18 protein-coding genes are annotated in these 17,743 nt (G+C 35.6%); 11 read left to right on the top strand and 7 right to left on the bottom strand.

All coding sequences use genetic code 11. From position 1 onward, the window contains the following. Positions 1 to 2 precede the first annotated feature (2 nt). From LS66_RS05810 to LS66_RS05800, 3 genes are all read left to right on the top strand, one after another. Complete coding sequence (locus LS66_RS05810) at positions 3 to 1,082, top strand: LptF/LptG family permease (protein ID WP_034367275.1); 1,080 nt, start codon at positions 3 to 5, stop codon at positions 1,080 to 1,082. 74 nt (positions 1,083 to 1,156) lie between these two features. Then, on the top strand, positions 1,157 to 1,837 hold the full coding sequence (locus tag LS66_RS05805; RefSeq protein ID WP_011116337.1) for a F0F1 ATP synthase subunit A: 681 nt from the start codon (positions 1,157 to 1,159) through the stop codon (positions 1,835 to 1,837). Continuing rightward, on the top strand, positions 1,824 to 2,423 hold the full coding sequence (locus LS66_RS05800) for a thiamine phosphate synthase (protein WP_034367272.1): 600 nt from the start codon (positions 1,824 to 1,826) through the stop codon (positions 2,421 to 2,423). The genes LS66_RS05805 and LS66_RS05800 overlap by 14 nt, the downstream gene beginning before the upstream one ends. On the opposite strand, the gene LS66_RS05795 is transcribed toward LS66_RS05800, so the two are convergent. Both LS66_RS05795 and LS66_RS10280 read right to left on the bottom strand, forming a co-directional pair. Beyond that, positions 2,392 to 4,104, bottom strand: a complete 1,713-nt coding sequence (locus tag LS66_RS05795; protein ID WP_034367270.1) for an LTA synthase family protein — start codon at positions 4,102 to 4,104, stop codon at positions 2,392 to 2,394. The genes LS66_RS05800 and LS66_RS05795 overlap by 32 nt on opposite strands. A 41-nt stretch (positions 4,105 to 4,145) precedes the next feature. Beyond that, positions 4,146 to 4,478, bottom strand: a complete 333-nt coding sequence (locus tag LS66_RS10280; protein ID WP_052057437.1) for a hypothetical protein — start codon at positions 4,476 to 4,478, stop codon at positions 4,146 to 4,148. Between the two features lie 94 nt (positions 4,479 to 4,572). Between LS66_RS10280 and LS66_RS05785 the strand changes: the two genes are divergently transcribed. Both LS66_RS05785 and LS66_RS05780 read left to right on the top strand, forming a co-directional pair. Beyond that, complete coding sequence (locus LS66_RS05785; protein WP_236096985.1) at positions 4,573 to 5,445, top strand: DMT family transporter; 873 nt, start codon at positions 4,573 to 4,575, stop codon at positions 5,443 to 5,445. 122 nt (positions 5,446 to 5,567) lie between these two features. Beyond that, entirely contained in the window at positions 5,568 to 5,891 is a 324-nt protein-coding gene (locus LS66_RS05780; protein ID WP_034367202.1) for a TRL-like family protein, read from the top strand. Between the two features lie 46 nt (positions 5,892 to 5,937). Here LS66_RS05780 and LS66_RS05775 read toward each other — a convergent pair whose 3' ends face one another. From LS66_RS05775 to LS66_RS05765, 3 genes are read right to left on the bottom strand one after another with little or no spacing between them, the layout of a single operon-like run. Further along, positions 5,938 to 6,747, bottom strand: a complete 810-nt coding sequence (locus LS66_RS05775; RefSeq protein WP_011116342.1) for a polysaccharide deacetylase family protein — start codon at positions 6,745 to 6,747, stop codon at positions 5,938 to 5,940. Next, on the bottom strand, positions 6,716 to 8,521 hold the full coding sequence (locus tag LS66_RS05770) for a Na/Pi cotransporter family protein (RefSeq protein ID WP_034367205.1): 1,806 nt from the start codon (positions 8,519 to 8,521) through the stop codon (positions 6,716 to 6,718). Before LS66_RS05770 ends, LS66_RS05775 begins: the two co-directional genes overlap by 32 nt. A 22-nt stretch (positions 8,522 to 8,543) precedes the next feature. Then, positions 8,544 to 9,449, bottom strand: a complete 906-nt coding sequence (locus tag LS66_RS05765; RefSeq protein ID WP_034367208.1) for an AEC family transporter — start codon at positions 9,447 to 9,449, stop codon at positions 8,544 to 8,546. A 216-nt stretch (positions 9,450 to 9,665) separates the two neighbouring features. Between LS66_RS05765 and LS66_RS05760 the strand changes: the two genes are divergently transcribed. Beyond that, positions 9,666 to 10,769: an Mrp/NBP35 family ATP-binding protein gene (locus LS66_RS05760; protein WP_034367211.1), complete on the top strand. Its 1,104-nt coding sequence runs from the start codon at positions 9,666 to 9,668 to the stop codon at positions 10,767 to 10,769. Here the strand turns inward: LS66_RS05760 and LS66_RS05755 are convergent. Then, complete coding sequence (locus LS66_RS05755) at positions 10,766 to 12,094, bottom strand: hypothetical protein (RefSeq protein ID WP_034367214.1); 1,329 nt, start codon at positions 12,092 to 12,094, stop codon at positions 10,766 to 10,768. The genes LS66_RS05760 and LS66_RS05755 overlap by 4 nt on opposite strands. Next, a complete protein-coding gene (locus LS66_RS05750; RefSeq protein WP_034367217.1) occupies positions 12,095 to 12,514 on the bottom strand; it encodes a hypothetical protein in 420 nt (139 codons plus the stop codon). A gap of 116 nt (positions 12,515 to 12,630) precedes the next feature. Here LS66_RS05750 and lysA point away from each other — a divergent pair, with 116 nt between their 5' ends. Genes lysA through LS66_RS05725 form a run of 5 tightly spaced genes read left to right on the top strand, consistent with a single transcriptional unit; the run spans position 12,631 to position 17,728 of the window. After that, complete coding sequence (gene lysA, locus LS66_RS05745) at positions 12,631 to 13,905, top strand: diaminopimelate decarboxylase (RefSeq protein WP_011116347.1); 1,275 nt, start codon at positions 12,631 to 12,633, stop codon at positions 13,903 to 13,905. A gap of 19 nt (positions 13,906 to 13,924) precedes the next feature. Then, positions 13,925 to 15,022, top strand: a complete 1,098-nt coding sequence (pheA, locus tag LS66_RS05740) for a chorismate mutase (protein WP_034367220.1) — start codon at positions 13,925 to 13,927, stop codon at positions 15,020 to 15,022. Positions 15,023 to 15,050: 28 nt separating this feature from the next. Next, on the top strand, positions 15,051 to 15,938 hold the full coding sequence (locus LS66_RS05735; protein WP_034367223.1) for a DUF2156 domain-containing protein: 888 nt from the start codon (positions 15,051 to 15,053) through the stop codon (positions 15,936 to 15,938). Continuing rightward, on the top strand, positions 15,935 to 16,747 hold the full coding sequence (locus tag LS66_RS05730) for a GH25 family lysozyme (protein ID WP_034367226.1): 813 nt from the start codon (positions 15,935 to 15,937) through the stop codon (positions 16,745 to 16,747). The genes LS66_RS05735 and LS66_RS05730 overlap by 4 nt, the downstream gene beginning before the upstream one ends. A 3-nt stretch (positions 16,748 to 16,750) precedes the next feature. Further along, positions 16,751 to 17,728, top strand: a complete 978-nt coding sequence (locus tag LS66_RS05725) for an alpha/beta fold hydrolase (RefSeq protein WP_201273659.1) — start codon at positions 16,751 to 16,753, stop codon at positions 17,726 to 17,728. Positions 17,729 to 17,743 lie beyond the last annotated feature (15 nt).

The following is a 17,743-nucleotide window of genomic DNA, read 5'->3' as shown; positions in this document are numbered from 1 at the left end:
AAATGATTTTCCGTTTTGTAGGCGTATATTATTTTAAATATTTTTTCATTATTTTTTTAGGCTTAGAAGGCTTCTTTCTTGCTATTGATATGCTCAAATATGTTGATGAATTGCCAGATTCTGCAAATTTGTTGATTTTGTTTTTATTTTATAATGGTATATTTGCGCTCACTTATACTTTGCCCATATCGCTTGTGTTGTGTTCAATTCTGTTTTATATGGCATTTCTTAAAAGTTCACAATTAACAGCACTTATGGCTTTAGGATATTCTAAGCGGCAAATTCTTGCACCTTTGCTTGTTATTTCAAGTGTATTTATTGGAGGGTTTATTGGGCTTAATACAACATCTTTTGCTTATGCAAAAGAATATGCAGAATCCATTATCTATCAACAAAATACCCAAAATGCGCGTGAAAATCTCCTTTTAAAAAGTGACAATCAATATATTTTTATCCGCAAACTTTATCCCTTACTTAATGAGCAAGCAAGAGCAGAGGGAATTAAAGTTTTTACACTTGATGGTGAGCATAAGCTTAAAAATTATCACGAGGCACAGGAAGCTTTTTTTGAAAATAATGTCTGGATTCTTAAAAATGTTAAAAGCCTTGAGATTGCCTCTTCGCTTACACTTGGAGAAAAAGCTTTAAAAATAACTACAAGTGGAGAGATTGAGATTCTCAAAGATTTTAGCTCAAAAGTGCTTGAAACCATTGCGCAAGATAAGCCCACAGCTTCAGTCATTGATGCAATTGCTTCACTTAGAATTGCACACAAACAAAATGTAAGTTCTGATAAAATACGTAGTATTTTGTATGCGTTACTTGTGATTCCATTTTTTGTGCCATTATGTATTGCTATTATTTCTTATTATATTCCCTCATTGCCTCGTTATGGAAATCTTACTTTTATTAGTTTTGTATGTATTATTGGCGCATTAGCAGTGTGGGGGTTGTTTTTTTCTCTCTCACAATTAAGTGTTGCAGGACTTATATATCCCGAAATAGGATTATTGCTTCCTATGGGGATTTTATTTGTGGTATTTTTGTGGCATATTCGGTATTTAAATCAAAAGTTTTCATAAAAATTTTAAAGTTTAAAGTAAAACTAACCAAAAACTGGGCACAATCAATACATCATAAATAAAGGGGTATTGCTATGGACGAGAGGCTTTTTACTTTTGCAGGGTTGATTAATCCCAATCACGACTTTATCATCGGCTTTCATACACTGCTTGTAGCAGTAATTCTACTTATTCTTGCACGATATGCAACACATAAAATGCAAGTTGTTCCAAGTGGCATACAAAATGTATTTGAGTTTATTATTTCTGGCATTATCTCATTTGCTAAAGATATTGTAGGTGAGCAAGTTGCTCGCAAATATTTTCCGCTTGCTGCAACCATTGCATTTTTAGTATTTTTTGGCAATGCCATAGGGATTATACCGGGATTTGAGGCTCCTACTTCAAGCTGGAGTTTTACGCTTGTGTTAGCATTGGTTGTATTTTTTTATTATCATTTTGAGGGTATCCGTGCTCAAGGTGTATTGAAATATTTTAAGCATTTTATGGGTCCTGTATGGTGGCTTGCTCCGCTTATGTTTCCCGTAGAAATTATTTCACATTTTTCGCGCATTATTTCGCTTTCTTTTCGTCTTTTTGGTAATATTAAAGGCGATGATATGTTTTTACTTGTAATGCTAATGCTTGCACCTTGGATTGTGCCTGTTGCTCCTTTTGCAATTCTTACTTTTATGGCATTACTTCAGGCTTTTGTGTTTATGATACTTACTTATGTGTATATTCACGGCGCAGTGGTCGTGGATGAAGAACACTGATTTTATTACACTTCTTATTACGCCTCATATTAATGGGGCATATCTTGAGAATCTTCAGCTTAAAATACAATCTTTGTCTGTTGATTGGATTATGTATCGTCATCAAAATAGTGAATGGATAGAATCTTTTACACAATCTTTATCATTCTTGCATAAACCTCTTTTGCTCAATATTCCTTTTAAAAACACAGAAGAGATATTGCAATTATCAAAAGACTTTGCAGGTGTGCATTTAAAGTCAATATATCTTTCTTGGATTACTCCCTTAAGAGAATCTTATCTTGCCTTAGGTGAAAAAAAAATCATTGGATATAGCGCGCATAGTATAGATGAGGTAACATATGCTTTGGCGTGTGGGGCAGATTATTGCACACTTAGTCCAATATTTTCTACGCCAAATAAAGGCACACCATTAGGTATGGAAGTCTTTTATCAGATTCCGAAATCTTTGCGTTCGCGCATTATCGCACTTGGTGGTATTAATAATTATCATATCCCGCTTCTTAAGGAGTTAGGATTACTTGGTTTTGCTGGAATCCGTTGTTTTGAGGAAACTAATGAGAATCATCGTGAAGTTGCGGATTAAAAATTCGCCAAGCTATTGAGTAATCAAAAAGCTCTTTATAAGTAGAGCTAAAAGCCTTTTTGTAAGGTGTGAGATGTATTTGCGTATCAGTAGAGAGCAACCCAAACGCATTTTTAGAATCTTCCCATTTATAGCCCACATCACTTGGAATTGGATAAATGCCCTCTTTATCAATCCAAACAGCTGCATTATAGCCAAAAGCATATCTTTCATTGTCTTGTTTAGCGAGGATATTTCGTCCGCCTAAGCTCATATATTGGGTATTTGAAAGACTTAATTCATAAAGAGTTGGTAGTATGTCTTTGTGTGAACCTACACGAGTTGGGTCATAGTGTATATGGTGTGCATAATCCTGTGGCACATATATATAAAGCGGCACAGCGTGATTGAGTGCTTTATCGGTGCTTGGATTATTGGTAAAATCCCTGACACGATGATCTCCGCTTGCGGCAACAATCGTCTTTTTCCCCAAATGAGAATCTTTAATCTTGTCCATAAAGTGTCCGAAAGTATCATTAGCATATTGATAGAGCGAAGCAGAAATTTCAAGTTTTCTTCTTGCTTCATCTGTCGCTTTTGCTTTGAGTTTCTCATTAAGTGTGATAGGTTTTGGTGTGTAATGACGAGGGAGATGATAGGGTGGGTGATTGCTGGTGGTAAGTATGGCAATAAATGTTGGCTTTTGTGCATTTTCTAGTAATTCAAATGCAAGCTTATAGGCATATTCATCAGGGATGCCAAAAGCGTTTTTGTCAATTTTGCTCTGTGGAAAAACCTCCATAAGCGAGAGGGCATCATAAATATGGTGCGCACCTTGAATCTTAACATAATCTCCTAAATCTTGCCACGAAGCATAGCCAGAAGTAATATAAATAACCTCATATCCTGCATTTGCATAGATAGAAAATGGATTATAGGGGAGGAGGGTATTTTTGGTAGCCCCGCGTGAAATATTTCCAAAAGGGCTATTTAAAAAGAGTGCGATAAATGAGCCAAGTGTGCCATCTGTACTTGAAAGGAATTTATAGAATACAAAATCTTCTTCAAAATGTTTGCGTAAAGCTCCAAGTAAGTCATTATGTGGGATTTCATCATAAGCAAGCATATTGCTTCCAAAACTTTCCATAAGATTAAGCACGATATGAGGAGGATTATTTTTTAAAAATACAGAATCTGCACTTTGATGAAACAATGGAAAAAGTGCTTTTTGTAATTCTTCACCCTTTTGAGGTGATGGTGGAGCAAAATGAGAATCTGCTTTATAATGTTTATATGCCCAATCAAGTGCAAGAAGTGGATTTGTAGCAAGATGATTAAAAATGGGCAATGTAGAGATAGTGTAATTATTTGCTGTAAGAGGAAAAGTTCCAAGTGAGCCACGCGCAGCAATGAGAAGCAGCACAATAAGTAAAAGGTGAGCGAAAAAATGATAAAAAACGCGAAGTTTGGTTATGGGAATTGCAATTGTGTTAAGAAATGAAAATTTGCTTGGAATCTTATAGAGATAAAGAGTAAAGAATCCGAAAATAAAAGCACTACATATACCAAGCAAGACGGGATAATCTTGCCACATAATTTGAAGAATGGCAAGTGTGTCATCATCTTTTAACCCAAAAATAAAAACATCAATTTTATTTCCATAAGTGCGAAAATAATAAAAATTAACAATAGCAGCCACCATAAAGATAAAACCAAGTAAAAAGGCATATATTTGTGGGATTATCAGGCGGATTTTATCACAAAGATTATATGCCCCCCCCCCGTTAAATTATTTCTCATACGCGCAATAAGAGCATATATCGCTTCTACAATATAAGTTAATGCTAGGAATCCAAGCATAGCAATGCCAATACTGCGCATATCAAGCTTAAATCCCATAAACCACATTGCACCAAAATCGCTCAAGTGTGATTCCCACATACTTTGTGGTAAAAAATGTGCCACCATAATACCACGAGCTAGTGTGCAAAGAAGCAAGAGTGCAAATGTTAAAAGACAAGTGCGAATAATTAAAAATATGAAATGTTGATGTGAATTTGAAAATGAATAAGCCATATAAACCCCTTTCCAATTTAAACAATATATTATAGCATAAATTTGTATGGGTGTTTGTGCTATAATATAGCCCTTAACCCTCTCTTAAGGATAGATGATGTCTCCATCTAAAAATACACCTTTTTTTATTGCTGTGGCTCTTATGGCAGAATGTTTTATTATTTATGCAAGTGTGCTTGTCAAACTCACAGATATGTCGCCGCTTAATTTGGCATTTTATAGAATCATTCTTGCCTTGCCTATTTTTTGGTTTATGGCTCATTTAAAACATAATATATTTAGTATTCCGTTGAAAGATATTTCTTTAATGTTTGTGGCGGGCGTATTTTTTGCTTTTGATTTGCTTTTTTTCAACCTTGCTTTGCGGCATACAAGTGTAGCAAATGTTAATCTTTTTGCTTCTCTTGCGTGTTTTATTCTTATACCTATTGGCATTATTTTTTTTAAAGAGAAAATTAAAAAGAGCTTTTTCTTTGGCGGGTTTGTGGCAATTATTGGTGTATTTGTGCTTATGGGTGGTAAAGGAGCACTAAGTGTGGCAACACCTTATGGAGATTTTATGGCATTTTTGAGTGTGTTGTGTTATAGCTGTTTTTTGGGTGTGATTTACTCACTACGGCGCAAATATGGCACATTTGAGATTATGCTTTTTGCCTGTGTGGGTTCAAGCATCGTGCTTTTAGCTTTAGTGCTTATTTTTGAAGGTTTTGAAGTGCCAAAGGATACCAAAGATTGGGGTATAGTGGTGCTTATTGCTCTTTGCGGACAAGTAATAGGGCAAGGATTCTTTAATTATATTATGGGCAAAGTCAATACTCAAACTTCCTCATTTTTACTGCTTTTTACTCCTGTGGTTGCTGCTTTTATGGGCTTTTTGTTCTTAGGAGAGCATCTTGGTATATATGAAATATGTGGCATTGTAATTATTATTTTTGGCGTGTATATAGCAAAGAGAGAAAATTATTAATTTTACCTTGAGCGTAAAAGGATTGATTTACCCTTGACTTTTGTTTTTTTTTTTTTTTGTATAATCAAATTCCAGCATTAAGGATTTAATCCAAATGCGTCATTTTTCTTTAAGGAGTTTATATGAAAAAGCTAGTTTTAGCTCTAGGTTTTGGTGGTGCAGTAGCACTTTTTAGTGGTTGTGCAATAGGTAGCACCGCAGGACTTACTTCAGGTGTGTTGTATTCTGATATGACAGGTCCTGTGGCAGCAACTTCAACAGGTGGAGATTCTAAACAAGGACAAGCAAAATGCTCAAACATTCTTGGTTTAGTTAGTGTTGGTAATTGTTCTGTTGATGCAGCAGCAAAAGCTGGTAATATCTCACAAATTAAAAGTGTAGATACTAAAATATGGAGTATTCTTGGACTTTACACAACTTCAACAACAATCGTAAAAGGTAACTAAGTCTTGCCTTTAGCCTTTTCCCTTATCTAAGGGAGGGGTTTACTTTTTACTCTTCAAGCTTTCCAAAATAAAAACCTTTCTCCAAAAGCATAGGCACCACTTCTTTAATTCCTGCAAATGTATCGCTTTGAGGTTTATTGAAATGATAAATAAGAATTGAACCATTACGTGCTTTTTGCGCTTGTTTGATAATCTTTTGCTTAGAAAAAGTTGCTCCACCATCGCCCAATACATCAAATCCACCAATTTTATAACCCAAATCTTTGAGTATGGATACTGCTATTTCATCATAATATGCTGTGCCAGAGCGAAAATAATGTGGCTTTTTACCTGTGAGTTTAAAAATAAGCTCATCATTATCCATAATCTCTTTATATACTCCGCTCACAGAATCTGTGCCTTTGATATGATAAATTGATTTGCCATTTACGCTAAGAGGAAGGTGCTTTGTGCCGTGATTTTGGATAGAAAAAAGCGGATTTTGAGCGAGTTTTATAAAATCATCTGTGTGTTTATGAATCCAACGTGCATTAATAAATAAGGTGGCTTGAATATTATGAGCTATTAAATAATCAATCAATGCCTTATCATACGCCCCACCACAAGCATCAAATGTGAGATATGCAACAGGCTTACTTTTATCAGGCAAAAGTGAAGTAATGCCTTCTAGTTTCTCGCCCCATTGTGTAGGGCTAAGGTGGTCATATTTAGCCACAATAGATTCTAAACTTGGCGGATTAGAGTATTTTTGATGCAGGAATACATAAGCTATAATGCCTACAATAGTGCATATAGCGATAAATATAAAACTTAGAATAAATCGTTTATTTTTCAGCAAGACCTTCTCTTGATTCATTATCATTGCCTCCTATAATATCATTTGGCACTTCATCTTTTTCTATATATGTTTTTTGGATTTGAATGATTGCATTCGCAAGTTCTTTGGCAATATTGTGGCTAAAACCTATTGCATTGAGAAGCGAAGTGCTATTAGAGACACTAATTTCTTTTTTGCTTAGCATAGATTCTATATGCACAATAGAATCTTTGTCTATTTTTTTGAATGTCTTTTTTTGCGCTTTAAGCTTAATAATAGCTTCTTCAGGGTGAATTTGTCTATCGAATCCTATTTCTTGGATACTGCGCAAAAGTTCAGCAAGATGCAATCTTAGATTATTATATTCGCTTGAGAGAATTGAATTTTTAGATACACTATTTTTTTTGAGATTGGGTTGTAAAAGTTCCATACTTTTTATAGCCTCAACAATATGCCGCGAAGATGAGGTAAGAAGCGCAAATTTGGAAATATAAGCTGCATCTTGCGTGTGAGCTTGCACTTGTGTAGAAAAATCAAGTATGGCATTAAAAAGCACTTTGATTTTTTTGATATAAAAAATTTCAATATCAATATCCTCTTTTTTCCATACATCTTTTTTTAATACCTCACTCATATTTTTATCACTGGTAATATCTGCACGTGAAAAACCCAAAGAGTGCGCAATAAGCTCAAAAGCATTTTGGTAGAGATGTTCAATTTCTTTAGTAAGGGCAATAAAAGCAGTATCTGGGTAACGCACGATTGTGCTGTTAATATAAAGGGGTTTATCTACTTGAGTATCTTTTTGTGTCATAGATTTTTCAAGTATGGCAGCTATTTTAGGTATTAATGGAAGCAAAATAACGACTGCCACAAGATTAAAGAGTGTGTGAAACAAAGCAATGCGTAACACACTTTCTTCACCCAAACCAAGAAGCGAAGCAAATGTGCTATTAACCCATACAAAATAATCAAATGTTGCAATTACAAGTAGGGCAATACCGAAGTTAAAAATACAATTTGCTGCAGCTAGGCGCTTACCATCTATATTTGTGCTAAGTGAGGCTACTGCTGCAGTTACTACACCACCAACGCTTGTGCCAAGTGTGGCTGCTAGGGCATTTTCATAAGTCAAGCTTCCTGCAGCAAATGCAGCAATGATAATAGTGAGTGTGGCGTGTGAGCTTTGCACGATAGCTGTCATTAATGCACCAAGTCCTACGAAAAAGAGCACTCCTCTTAAGCCTTCTATGGAATATTGTGAGAAGTCAATGATTTCTTTGTATTCTTCAAAGCCTTCTTTAATGTAAGAGACACCCAAGAAAAAGAATCCAATGCCAATAAAAATTTGTCCTACGCCTTTTGCAGTTTTATTATTTTGAAAATTGAATAATACACCGCCTACAACGAGTGGCAACGCAAGGGCTGAAATTTTCATACCGCTTACTCCTGCAATAAGCCACGAACCGGCACTATTACCGAGATTTGCCCCAAACATTACGCCAATACCTTGAGAAAGATTAAGGAGTGCAGCTGAAACAAAAGATATAGAAAGCACAGAAACAAGAGAGGAACTTTGCATAATTGCTGTAGCTATTGCTCCAAAACTTACACTTTTAATAGAGGTATTCGTTGATGAAGTGAGAAGATTCTCTAAAAAGCCTCCATTAAACACTCTAAAGCCATTACCAAGGCTAAGCATACCAAAGAGCAAAATTGCAAGTCCAGCAGTAACGCTTGTAAGAGCCTCACTCGTAGAGACAAGATAGATGATTGTAACGATACACAGAGGGATAAGATATTTTTGAAACATTGTTCCACCTTTCAATGTAAGATTATGTGAGAGTAAGCCATAGGGGCACACTCACAAAACTAAGTAAAATACCAAAAGCGATAGCGCTTACAGCAAGTCTTGCATTTAATCCTGCTCTAATGACAATTGCTCCAGCGCTTACTACTGGGGGCATAGCAACTTCAATAAGTGCCATACGCCATAAATCATTAAATTCGTTAAAACCAATCTTTACGGCACTAAAAAGTAACAAAGGTGCAATAAACATTTTGCCAAAGAGCAAAATTGAAGTTGGCTTCCATTCCTCTTTAATAGATTGAAGACTCATTTGCACCCCGATAGCAAAAAGTGCCACGGGAGTAGCAGTTTGAGCGAGGCTTTTAAGCGGGAGAAAGAGTTCATCGGGGATTTTTATAGGTAAAAATTTGAGTGCTAAGCCACAGAGTAAAGCAAGGAAAAGAGGACTTTGAAAAAGCCTCAAAGCAATCGCTTTGGGGCGAAAACTTCCTTTGCCTCCAAGACTTAGAATAAGTGGTGCAAGGAAAGCGATAGGAATACCTGTAACAATTTGGTCATAAATAATCACTTTATTTGCATATGCTTCGCCAAGTGCGCCATTAACAATGGGTAGTCCTAAAAAAAGTGTGTTGCCAAATGCTCCCATAAAGCTCATTGTGATAATAGAATCTCGATTGAATTTTAAAGCTTTGCCAATCACAAAAAGTGCCAAACCGCCGCTTATAGAGCAAAGAAAGCTTACCAAACATACAGAAAAAAATACACTATCAATATCAGCGTGATAAGTGCCATTAAAGATTTGTGCTGGCAGTGCAAAATTGAGCAAAAAGCCAAGCAAAATACCGCTTTGCTTATTTCCTACAAGCCGCAAAAGTTTTGCAATGTAACCGATAAAAATAAATACACATACGCTATAAATCGCAAGAAGCATAAATTCTATCCAATTCAAGTGGGTTTATGCGAATTTTAACATATTTTAAATAGATTACATATTATTTATACAAATATTTTATAACTCTAGGGAAGATACAATCAAAGTCAAGGGTTAAATATTAATTGTTATAATTTCTTAAATCTTTGAGATATAAATGTATTGTTAAACAGGAGTTTTAGCAAGCATTCAGATACTTTACATAAAGGATAGAATATGCCACAAAATCAAAAACAAATCACAGAAATTTTATCAAGTGTGATTTATCCTAATTTTTCAAAAGACATCGTGAGTTTTGGTTTTCTTAAAGAAGTGAAAGTAGGCGATAATGAGGTAAGAGTTCGTATAGATATACCTTCAAGCTCACAAGAAATAATTGAAAAATTAAGACAAGAGATAAGTCAAAAACTTGAAAGTGTATTGCAAGGAGCGACTTTACATCTTGAAATCAATTCTCCTAAACCTGCACCACAGCCTCAACCAAAAACTAAGAATCTTGCTCCACATATTAAACATTTTGTAATGGTAAGCTCTGGTAAAGGTGGTGTGGGAAAATCTACTTCAAGCGTGAATCTTGCAATTGCTCTTGCACAGCAGGGCAAAAAAGTAGGCTTGCTTGATGCAGATATTTATGGTCCTAATATTCCGCGAATGCTCGGGCTTAATGCCAATAAGGCTCAAGTAGATGAAAGTCAAAAAAAGCTTATTCCACTCAAAGCTTTTGGTGTTGAAATGATGAGTATGGGTGTGCTTTATGATGAGGGGCAAAGCCTCATTTGGCGGGGTCCTATGATTATGCGCGCGATTGAGCAAATGCTTACAGATGTGATTTGGAGTAATCTTGATGTGCTTGTGATTGATATGCCACCGGGCACAGGCGATGCACAGCTTACTCTTGCTCAAAGTGTGCCTGTGAGTGCGGGTGTTATCGTAACAACTCCACAAAAAGTAAGCCTTGATGATAGCGCGAGAAGTTTAGATATGTTTGATAAGCTTAAAGTGCCAATTGCGGGGATTATTGAAAATATGAGTGGTTTTATTTGCCCAGATTGTGGTAAAGAATATGATATTTTTGGTAAAGGCACAAGCGAAGTGCTAGCAAATGAATATTCTACGCATATACTTGCTCAAGTGCCGCTTGAACCAAAAGTGCGTGAGGGTGGTGATAGTGGTAAGCCTATTGCATTTTTTGAGCCAGATTCTCAAAGTGCAAAGGCATATATGCAAGCCGCTGCAAAGATTCTAAACTTTTTGGAAAAAGTCTCATCGCAAAATCTTGCTGACAATAAAGATATTCAGCCTACACAGCATAAACATTAATTGGGTTGTAGAGTTTTGTCTAGGAGCTTTATTGGTGGGCACACACCCTCTTCTGGGAGTTCCCAATAGGGCTCGCCTATATTTAGATATTCTAAACGCTCACAATAAAGATCCTGCATACCTGCTTCACAAGCTTTGGCAAAGTATTCCTTACTTGTTTCAAGAGCTAACTGGTATGATTTATACGCAGCATTTATCTTTGGAAGAGTTGAAGTTATGAGTTCTCTTACTTGTGGTTCTGTACGCTCTAAAATAGCAGCACACTTGTCCTCAAGTGGATATTTTACTCCATTATCATTATAGTAATGGCACTTAAAATGTCGTTTAGACCATCTGCTATATACACTCTCATTTCTGCACTCTTCACCCTTTTCACAGCTTATATGTATGAAATCTTGTGTTGTTTGTGCCATTACTTCATCTTGTGCTTTGTATTCAATTTCCAGACATTCTTCGCGATACTCTCTTGTTGATTTATAAAATGCTCTCTCAAGATTTCTTAAATCATTTTTGTATAAAAGTGCTAAGTTAAATAGAAAATATTGTTTCTCTTGGATTGTGTCCGAATCTAAAGATTGCAGAGCTGCTATTTGCTCTAATCTTTCCAAACTTAAGATTTTGCCCTGCTCACTTGCTAAATATGCAATATTTAAATTTAGTGGTGGGAGGAATGCAAGTGTATCAGGACCTCCAGCAAAGCTTAAATTTTGTGCAAAAAGGCAAGAGGTAATATTATTGTGCTTTAAACACGCACTCAAATTGCTTAACGCCGCCTCTTTTATAGCATAAGAGGGAGGATTTTTGAATCTAAAATCATAATGTGCCACTGCATTGAGTTGATGAGCAAGAGATATGCAAGATTGCGAATAATTGGTGTCTTTCCAATTAAGTGCGATGTGGTGGGCGGATTCAGAAGTAAAAGAATTCTTTGTGATAAGTGTAAGTATATCTCTATCATCGCCACAGGTTGCACGATATTCATCTATGAGTTGGTTCATATAGGCTTTTTGAGCTTGTTTCTGCTCGCTTGCTTTATGGGCATTTGCTCCCCAAATCTTATACAAAGGTGCATAAGTCCATTTGAACACATCACAAGATTCTTTATTACCATTTTTACAAGATTTCTCATATAAACCTCTTGTGGAAACACTATCATTGAGATATTGAGATAATTTCACTTTTTCAAATTCGCTTAAGGGTGCAAAATGGTGTTTTGCAGGAGTTTTTGATGTTGGCTCTGTGATAACATCTTCATTCTCTTGACTACACGCACCAAAACATACCAATAAGCAAAGTAAAGGCACATAATTGATAATTTTATACATTCAAGTAGCCATTATATCTCGTGCATCAAGAGCACGATGGAGTGTTTTATTAAGATCTTTTTCTAAACCGGGATTAAGCTCCCTTAAACGTTTTTCTGTATTCATAATGAGTTCAGTTGAGGTGCGCGCGTGTGTAGTAATTGCAAAGAGGAAACTCTTTTTGCGATAATCGTTTAAGGTAAGTTTGTCATAATTGTCAAAAAACATATCAGCTGCTTTTTTAAGCGTGGGCAAATCGCTTTTAGGAGAATCAAGGATTTTCATAATATCTTCAATACTTATTTTTCGCTCTTCTTCTTTAAATTGATATTCAGGTTTTTTGGGTGCTGGACCAAAAATATATAACAAAGAAATAAGCACGAATAAAGCCACAAAAAATATGCTTATGAGCATAAAGACACCATCTGGAGATAACGCCATAGCAATCCTTGATAGAGAAAATTGTTATTACATATTAGATTTTAACATAATATTATGCTATTGTGGCTAAAATTATCATTTATAAAAGTAATTGAAATGATAAATTCGGAGTAATTATGGAGCAAACACATTATTTTGCCCTTGCAGATACTTATCAAACACCACTTTATGTATATGATTTGGAGCGCATTACTCAAGCATTTTGTGCGATAAAAGACGCTTTTAAAGCGCGTAAATCGCTCATTTGTTATGCACTTAAGGCAAATTCTAATCTCTCTATTATTCATCACCTAGCTCAACTTGGGAGTGGAGCGGATTGTGTATCTATCGGTGAAGTAAGACGCGCTTTAAGAGCCGGGATTCCTAAATATAAAATTATTTTTAGTGGTGTAGGAAAACAAGATAATGAAATTGAAGAAGCACTTCAAAGTGATATTCTATTTTTAAATGTGGAGAGCGAAGAGGAATTATTGCGTATAGAATCTATTGCAAAAAAACTTGATAAAATAGCAAGAATATCAGTGCGTGTTAATCCAAATATTGATGCTAAAACTCACCCTTATATCTCAACAGGATTGAATGAAAATAAATTCGGCGTAGATATAGAGCAGGCAAAATCTATGTATATTTTTGCTAAAAATGCTCAATTTCTTGAGCCTATCGGGATTCATTTTCATATTGGCTCACAAATTACAGATTTAGAGCCAATTAAACAATCTGCACAAAAAATAGCACAACTTACACATTCTCTTCTTGCTCTTAAAATTGATTTGAAATTTTTTGATATTGGTGGGGGTATAGGGATTCGCTATACTGATGAATCCCTTATTAATCCATATGATTATGCTCAAGCTATTTTGGAAGCATTGTATGGGCTTGATTTAACAATTATATGTGAGCCCGGACGATTTCTTGTAGGGGAGAGTGGCGTTTTGCTTACGCGTGTGCTCTATGAAAAGCATAATGGACATAAACGTTTTGTAATTGTAGATGCAGCGATGAATGATTTAATGCGCCCTGCACTTTATCGTGCTACGCATCAAGTGGAATATTTTTTAAAAGATAAAAGAGTAGATTCTTCTTTAGAGTCTAGCCTATGCGATATTGTAGGACCTATTTGTGAGAGCAGCGATTATTTGGCAAAAAATATTAAACTTCCACCACTTCAGGCAGGAGATGTGCTCGTGCTTAAAAATGCTGGAGCGTATGGTTATAGTATGGCAAGTAATTATAATACGCGTCCTCGTCCTGCAGAAGTAGCTCTTATGCAAGGCAATGCACGGCTTATTAAACATAGAGAATCTTTTGAGAAAATGATAGAAGATGAGGAGAGATTGCTTGAAGATACTTTAGAAATGCCTCTTCAATCAGAAGATGGAGAGAATCCCTAAAACAAGATAAGGACATATTATGCCTCAAATACCACAAGATACGATACTCCAAACTCTCCGTAATGAGATTGATAGCATTGATTCGGAGATTTTTGATGCTTTGCAAAAGCGTATGGCGCTTGTAGCACAAGTAGGAGCACATAAGACCAAGCAAGGCGGAGCAATTTATCGCCCAGAGCGAGAGAGGGAAATTATTGAACGTTTGAGTCAAAGAGAAAGTAAATATTTAAATGAACGTGCCATTGAGGCAATTTATCAAGAAATTTTTGCTATTTCGCGCAATTTGGAGTTACCTGAAAAAGTGGCATTTTTAGGACCTGTAGGGAGTTATACGCATCAGGCGGCAGAAGAACGATTTGGCGCAATGAGCGAATATATACCACTTAATACTATCAGTGCAGTTTTTGAATCTCTTGCTTATAAACGTGTAAAATATGGCGTAATACCACTTGAGAACAATACAAATGGTATGGTAGGTGAGAGTATTGACTTTTTAGCATATTATGATTTTAAAATTATTGCAGAAATCATTTTGCCTATTCATCATAGTTTTTTGAGTAGCTGTGAGCATTTGAGCGAAGTGAAAAAGATTTTTTCTAAAGATATTGCATTTGGGCAATGTCAAAAATTTCTTCACGCACATAATCTTCATCATATTGAACAGATTCCTACAGATTCAACAGCACGTGCTGTGCAACTTGCTGCTAGTAACCCGCAAAGTGCGGCTATTGGCTCTAAAATTGCAGGAAAACTTTATAATTTGCCATTGATGTTTGAACATATTGAGGATTCCCAAAATAATAAAACTCGTTTTGTGATAGTGAGTGATTTTGCGAATGCACCTAGTGGAAAGGATAAAACCTCTCTTTTTGTGAATCTCAAAAATGATGACCAAGTAGGCACTTTATTTCGTTTATTGGGTGATTTTGAAAAAGAGGGTATTAATCTTACAAAAATAGATTCGCGTCCAATTCGCTCAAATGAGAGCTTTAAAACAGGATTTTTTATTGATTGTGAGGGGCATTACCTTGATAAACCATTACAGCGACTTTTTGCTAAGAGAAGTGATGAAATAAAATGGCTTGGAAGTTATATTTTTACTGATATTAAAAAATAAATGCAATATAGGCAACTAAGGAGAAATAATGGAGTTTAAAAAAATAGAACTTGAAGATAGAACACTTCTAGAACCATTTACAAATCAGAAAGGACGATGGCTATCAGATATGAATTTTAGCAATATGTTTATGTGGCGACATTCACGCGAGATTAGCTATACATTTTTACAAGAACATCTCATTGTGCAGACACGCTATCCTCATCAAAATCCATTTGTATTCTATCCATTGGGAGTAGGAGATAAAAAACCCATTATAGAATCCCTCATACAATTTTATAAAGACTTATCATTACCGCTTGAGCTGCATTCTTTGCAAAGTAATGAAGTAGAAGAGCTTGAATCTTATTTTCCACATACTTTTGAAATTACTCAAAGACGTGATAGATTTGATTATGTGTATAATGTAGAGGAGCTTATAACACTCTCTGGACGCAAGTTTCATAAGAAAAAAAATCATTTGAATCGTTTTTGGCTTACATATCCACAAACACAATATGAATCTTTTTCAAATGCTAATCTTACCGAAGTTCTAAAAGTAAATAATATGTGGTTTGAAGCAGGAAATAGCGAAGATAAGGGATTATATTTTGAGAATCTAGGCATTAATGATGCTCTCTCTCATTTTGATAAACTCTCATTGCGAGGAGGGCTTTTGCGTTGTGATGGGGAGATTATCGCTTTTAGTTTTGGTGAAGAGATTGATGACGATTTGGCACTTATTCATATTGAAAAGGCTAATATTGCTTTTGGTGGCGCATATCAAGCGATTAATCAAGCTTTATTAAAAAATGAATTTTCAAATCATCGCTATGTTAATCGTGAGGAAGATTTGGGCATTGAGGGCTTGCGAAAGGCGAAACTTTCCTATCAGCCATCATTTTTGCTTGAAAAATATGATGCGAGATTAAAGTGAGATTGCAATATTTGCGCTATTTAGTGTTTTTACGGCGAGTAGGGAAGTTTGCCATTCGTATAGGTGTGCTATGTGTGTTAGGTTTTATTTTTTTTATTTTGCAGCATAATGGTGTAGTGTGGTTTAATATGCCAAGTGATAAGGCATATCCTATCAAAGGTGTAGATGTCTCTGCTCATCAGGGGCAAATTGAATGGAAGATTCTAAAAGAGCAAGGCATTAGCTTTGCTTTTATCAAAGCCACAGAGGGAAGCAAATGGGTAGATAAACGTTTTGCATATAATTTTGAAAATGCACATAATCAAGGATTATTTGTAGGAGCTTATCATTTTTTTAGCTTTGATAGCAGTGGGCTTACGCAGGCAGAAAATTTTATTCGTAATGTGCAAAATGATAAATCTCCTAAGAGCTTACCTCCTGTGGTAGATATAGAATTTTATGGCACAAAGGCAAGCAATCCTCCAAGTGCTCAATCTGTATATAAAGAGCTTGATAAGCTTCTTTTGCACTTAGAGCAATACTATGGAGTAAAGCCTATTATTTATACAACACCGAGTTTTTATGATATGTATTTGCGTGGGCGATATAAAGATAATCCATTATGGATACGTTCGGTATTTTTTGCCCCACATTCTCTATGGGCAAGGTTGTTTAATGTGTATTTTGATAAAAACTCGTGGGTATTTTGGCAGTATAATCCAAAAGGTGTATTAAAGGGATATAGCGGGGCTGAAAAGTATATTGATTTAAATGTGTTTAATGGAGGACAAACAGAGTTAGAACAATGGCTTAAAAAGAATAAGGAATAAAATATGCAAAAAAATATTACAGAAGAAATTTTTATACAAAAAGATAATAGTTTTATTTCAGCACAAGATGGACTTAGAATCTTTTATGATGTATATATGCCAAGCATTTTGTCAGAGTATGTTGCTGTCATTCAAGTAGCACACGGTATGGTGGAACATAAAGGACGTTATGAGTGGGTAGGCAAATCTCTTGCCAAAGCGGGATTTATTGTGGCGATAAATGACCATAGAGGGCACGGAAAGAGTATTGATAGGTATCATATATGGGGTGAAATGAAGGGAAGTGCACAAAATGAGGCAAATAATGTCAGTGGATTTGATAAAGCAGTGGCAGATATGCACCAGCTTACGCTTTTACTCAAACAGCATTTTAAGCCGCAAAAATTTGTCTTACTTGGGCATTCTATGGGTTCTCTACTTGCGCGTAGTTACCTTAAAAGTTATAAACACGAGCTTGATACACTTATTTTATCAGGCTCACCTGCATACAATCCACTTGTTGGCTTTGGACAAGCATTGGCACAGATGCTTAATGTCTGCCGACTTGAGCAATGGGGGAAGCATTTAATTAATAATCTTTCTTTTGGCAGTTTTAATAAACCATTTTTACACAATGAGGGTGAAGATAATACAAAAGGTGGCTTTGCGTGGCTTTGTCGCGATAAAGCCATAGTAGAGGCATATAAGGCAGATAGTGCGTGTCAGTTTATTTTTAGTCTAGAGAGCTTTATAGGACTTTTTGAGGGTATGAGACAGGTAAATGATATGCGAGGGCTACAAGGAGAGAATCTTCCACTTTTAATTATAAGTGGTAGCTGTGATAGTTGTGGAGATTTTGGTGCAGGTGTAGAGAAAATTGCATATCAATATGAGCAATGCGGCTTTAATGTGGAGTTGATACTTTATGAGGGTGCAAGACACGAGATTTTAAATGAAATAAATAAAGAGCAAGTATTAGAAGATATTTTAAACTTTATATGAAAGGTATCTGCCTTA

This window comes from Helicobacter sp. MIT 03-1614 (assembly GCF_000762925.2).
GTDB classification, from domain to species: Bacteria; Campylobacterota; Campylobacteria; order Campylobacterales; family Helicobacteraceae; genus Helicobacter_C; species Helicobacter_C hepaticus.
The sequence above is the reverse complement of the archived record's forward strand: the minus strand, read 5'-3'. Positions and strand labels throughout refer to the sequence as shown.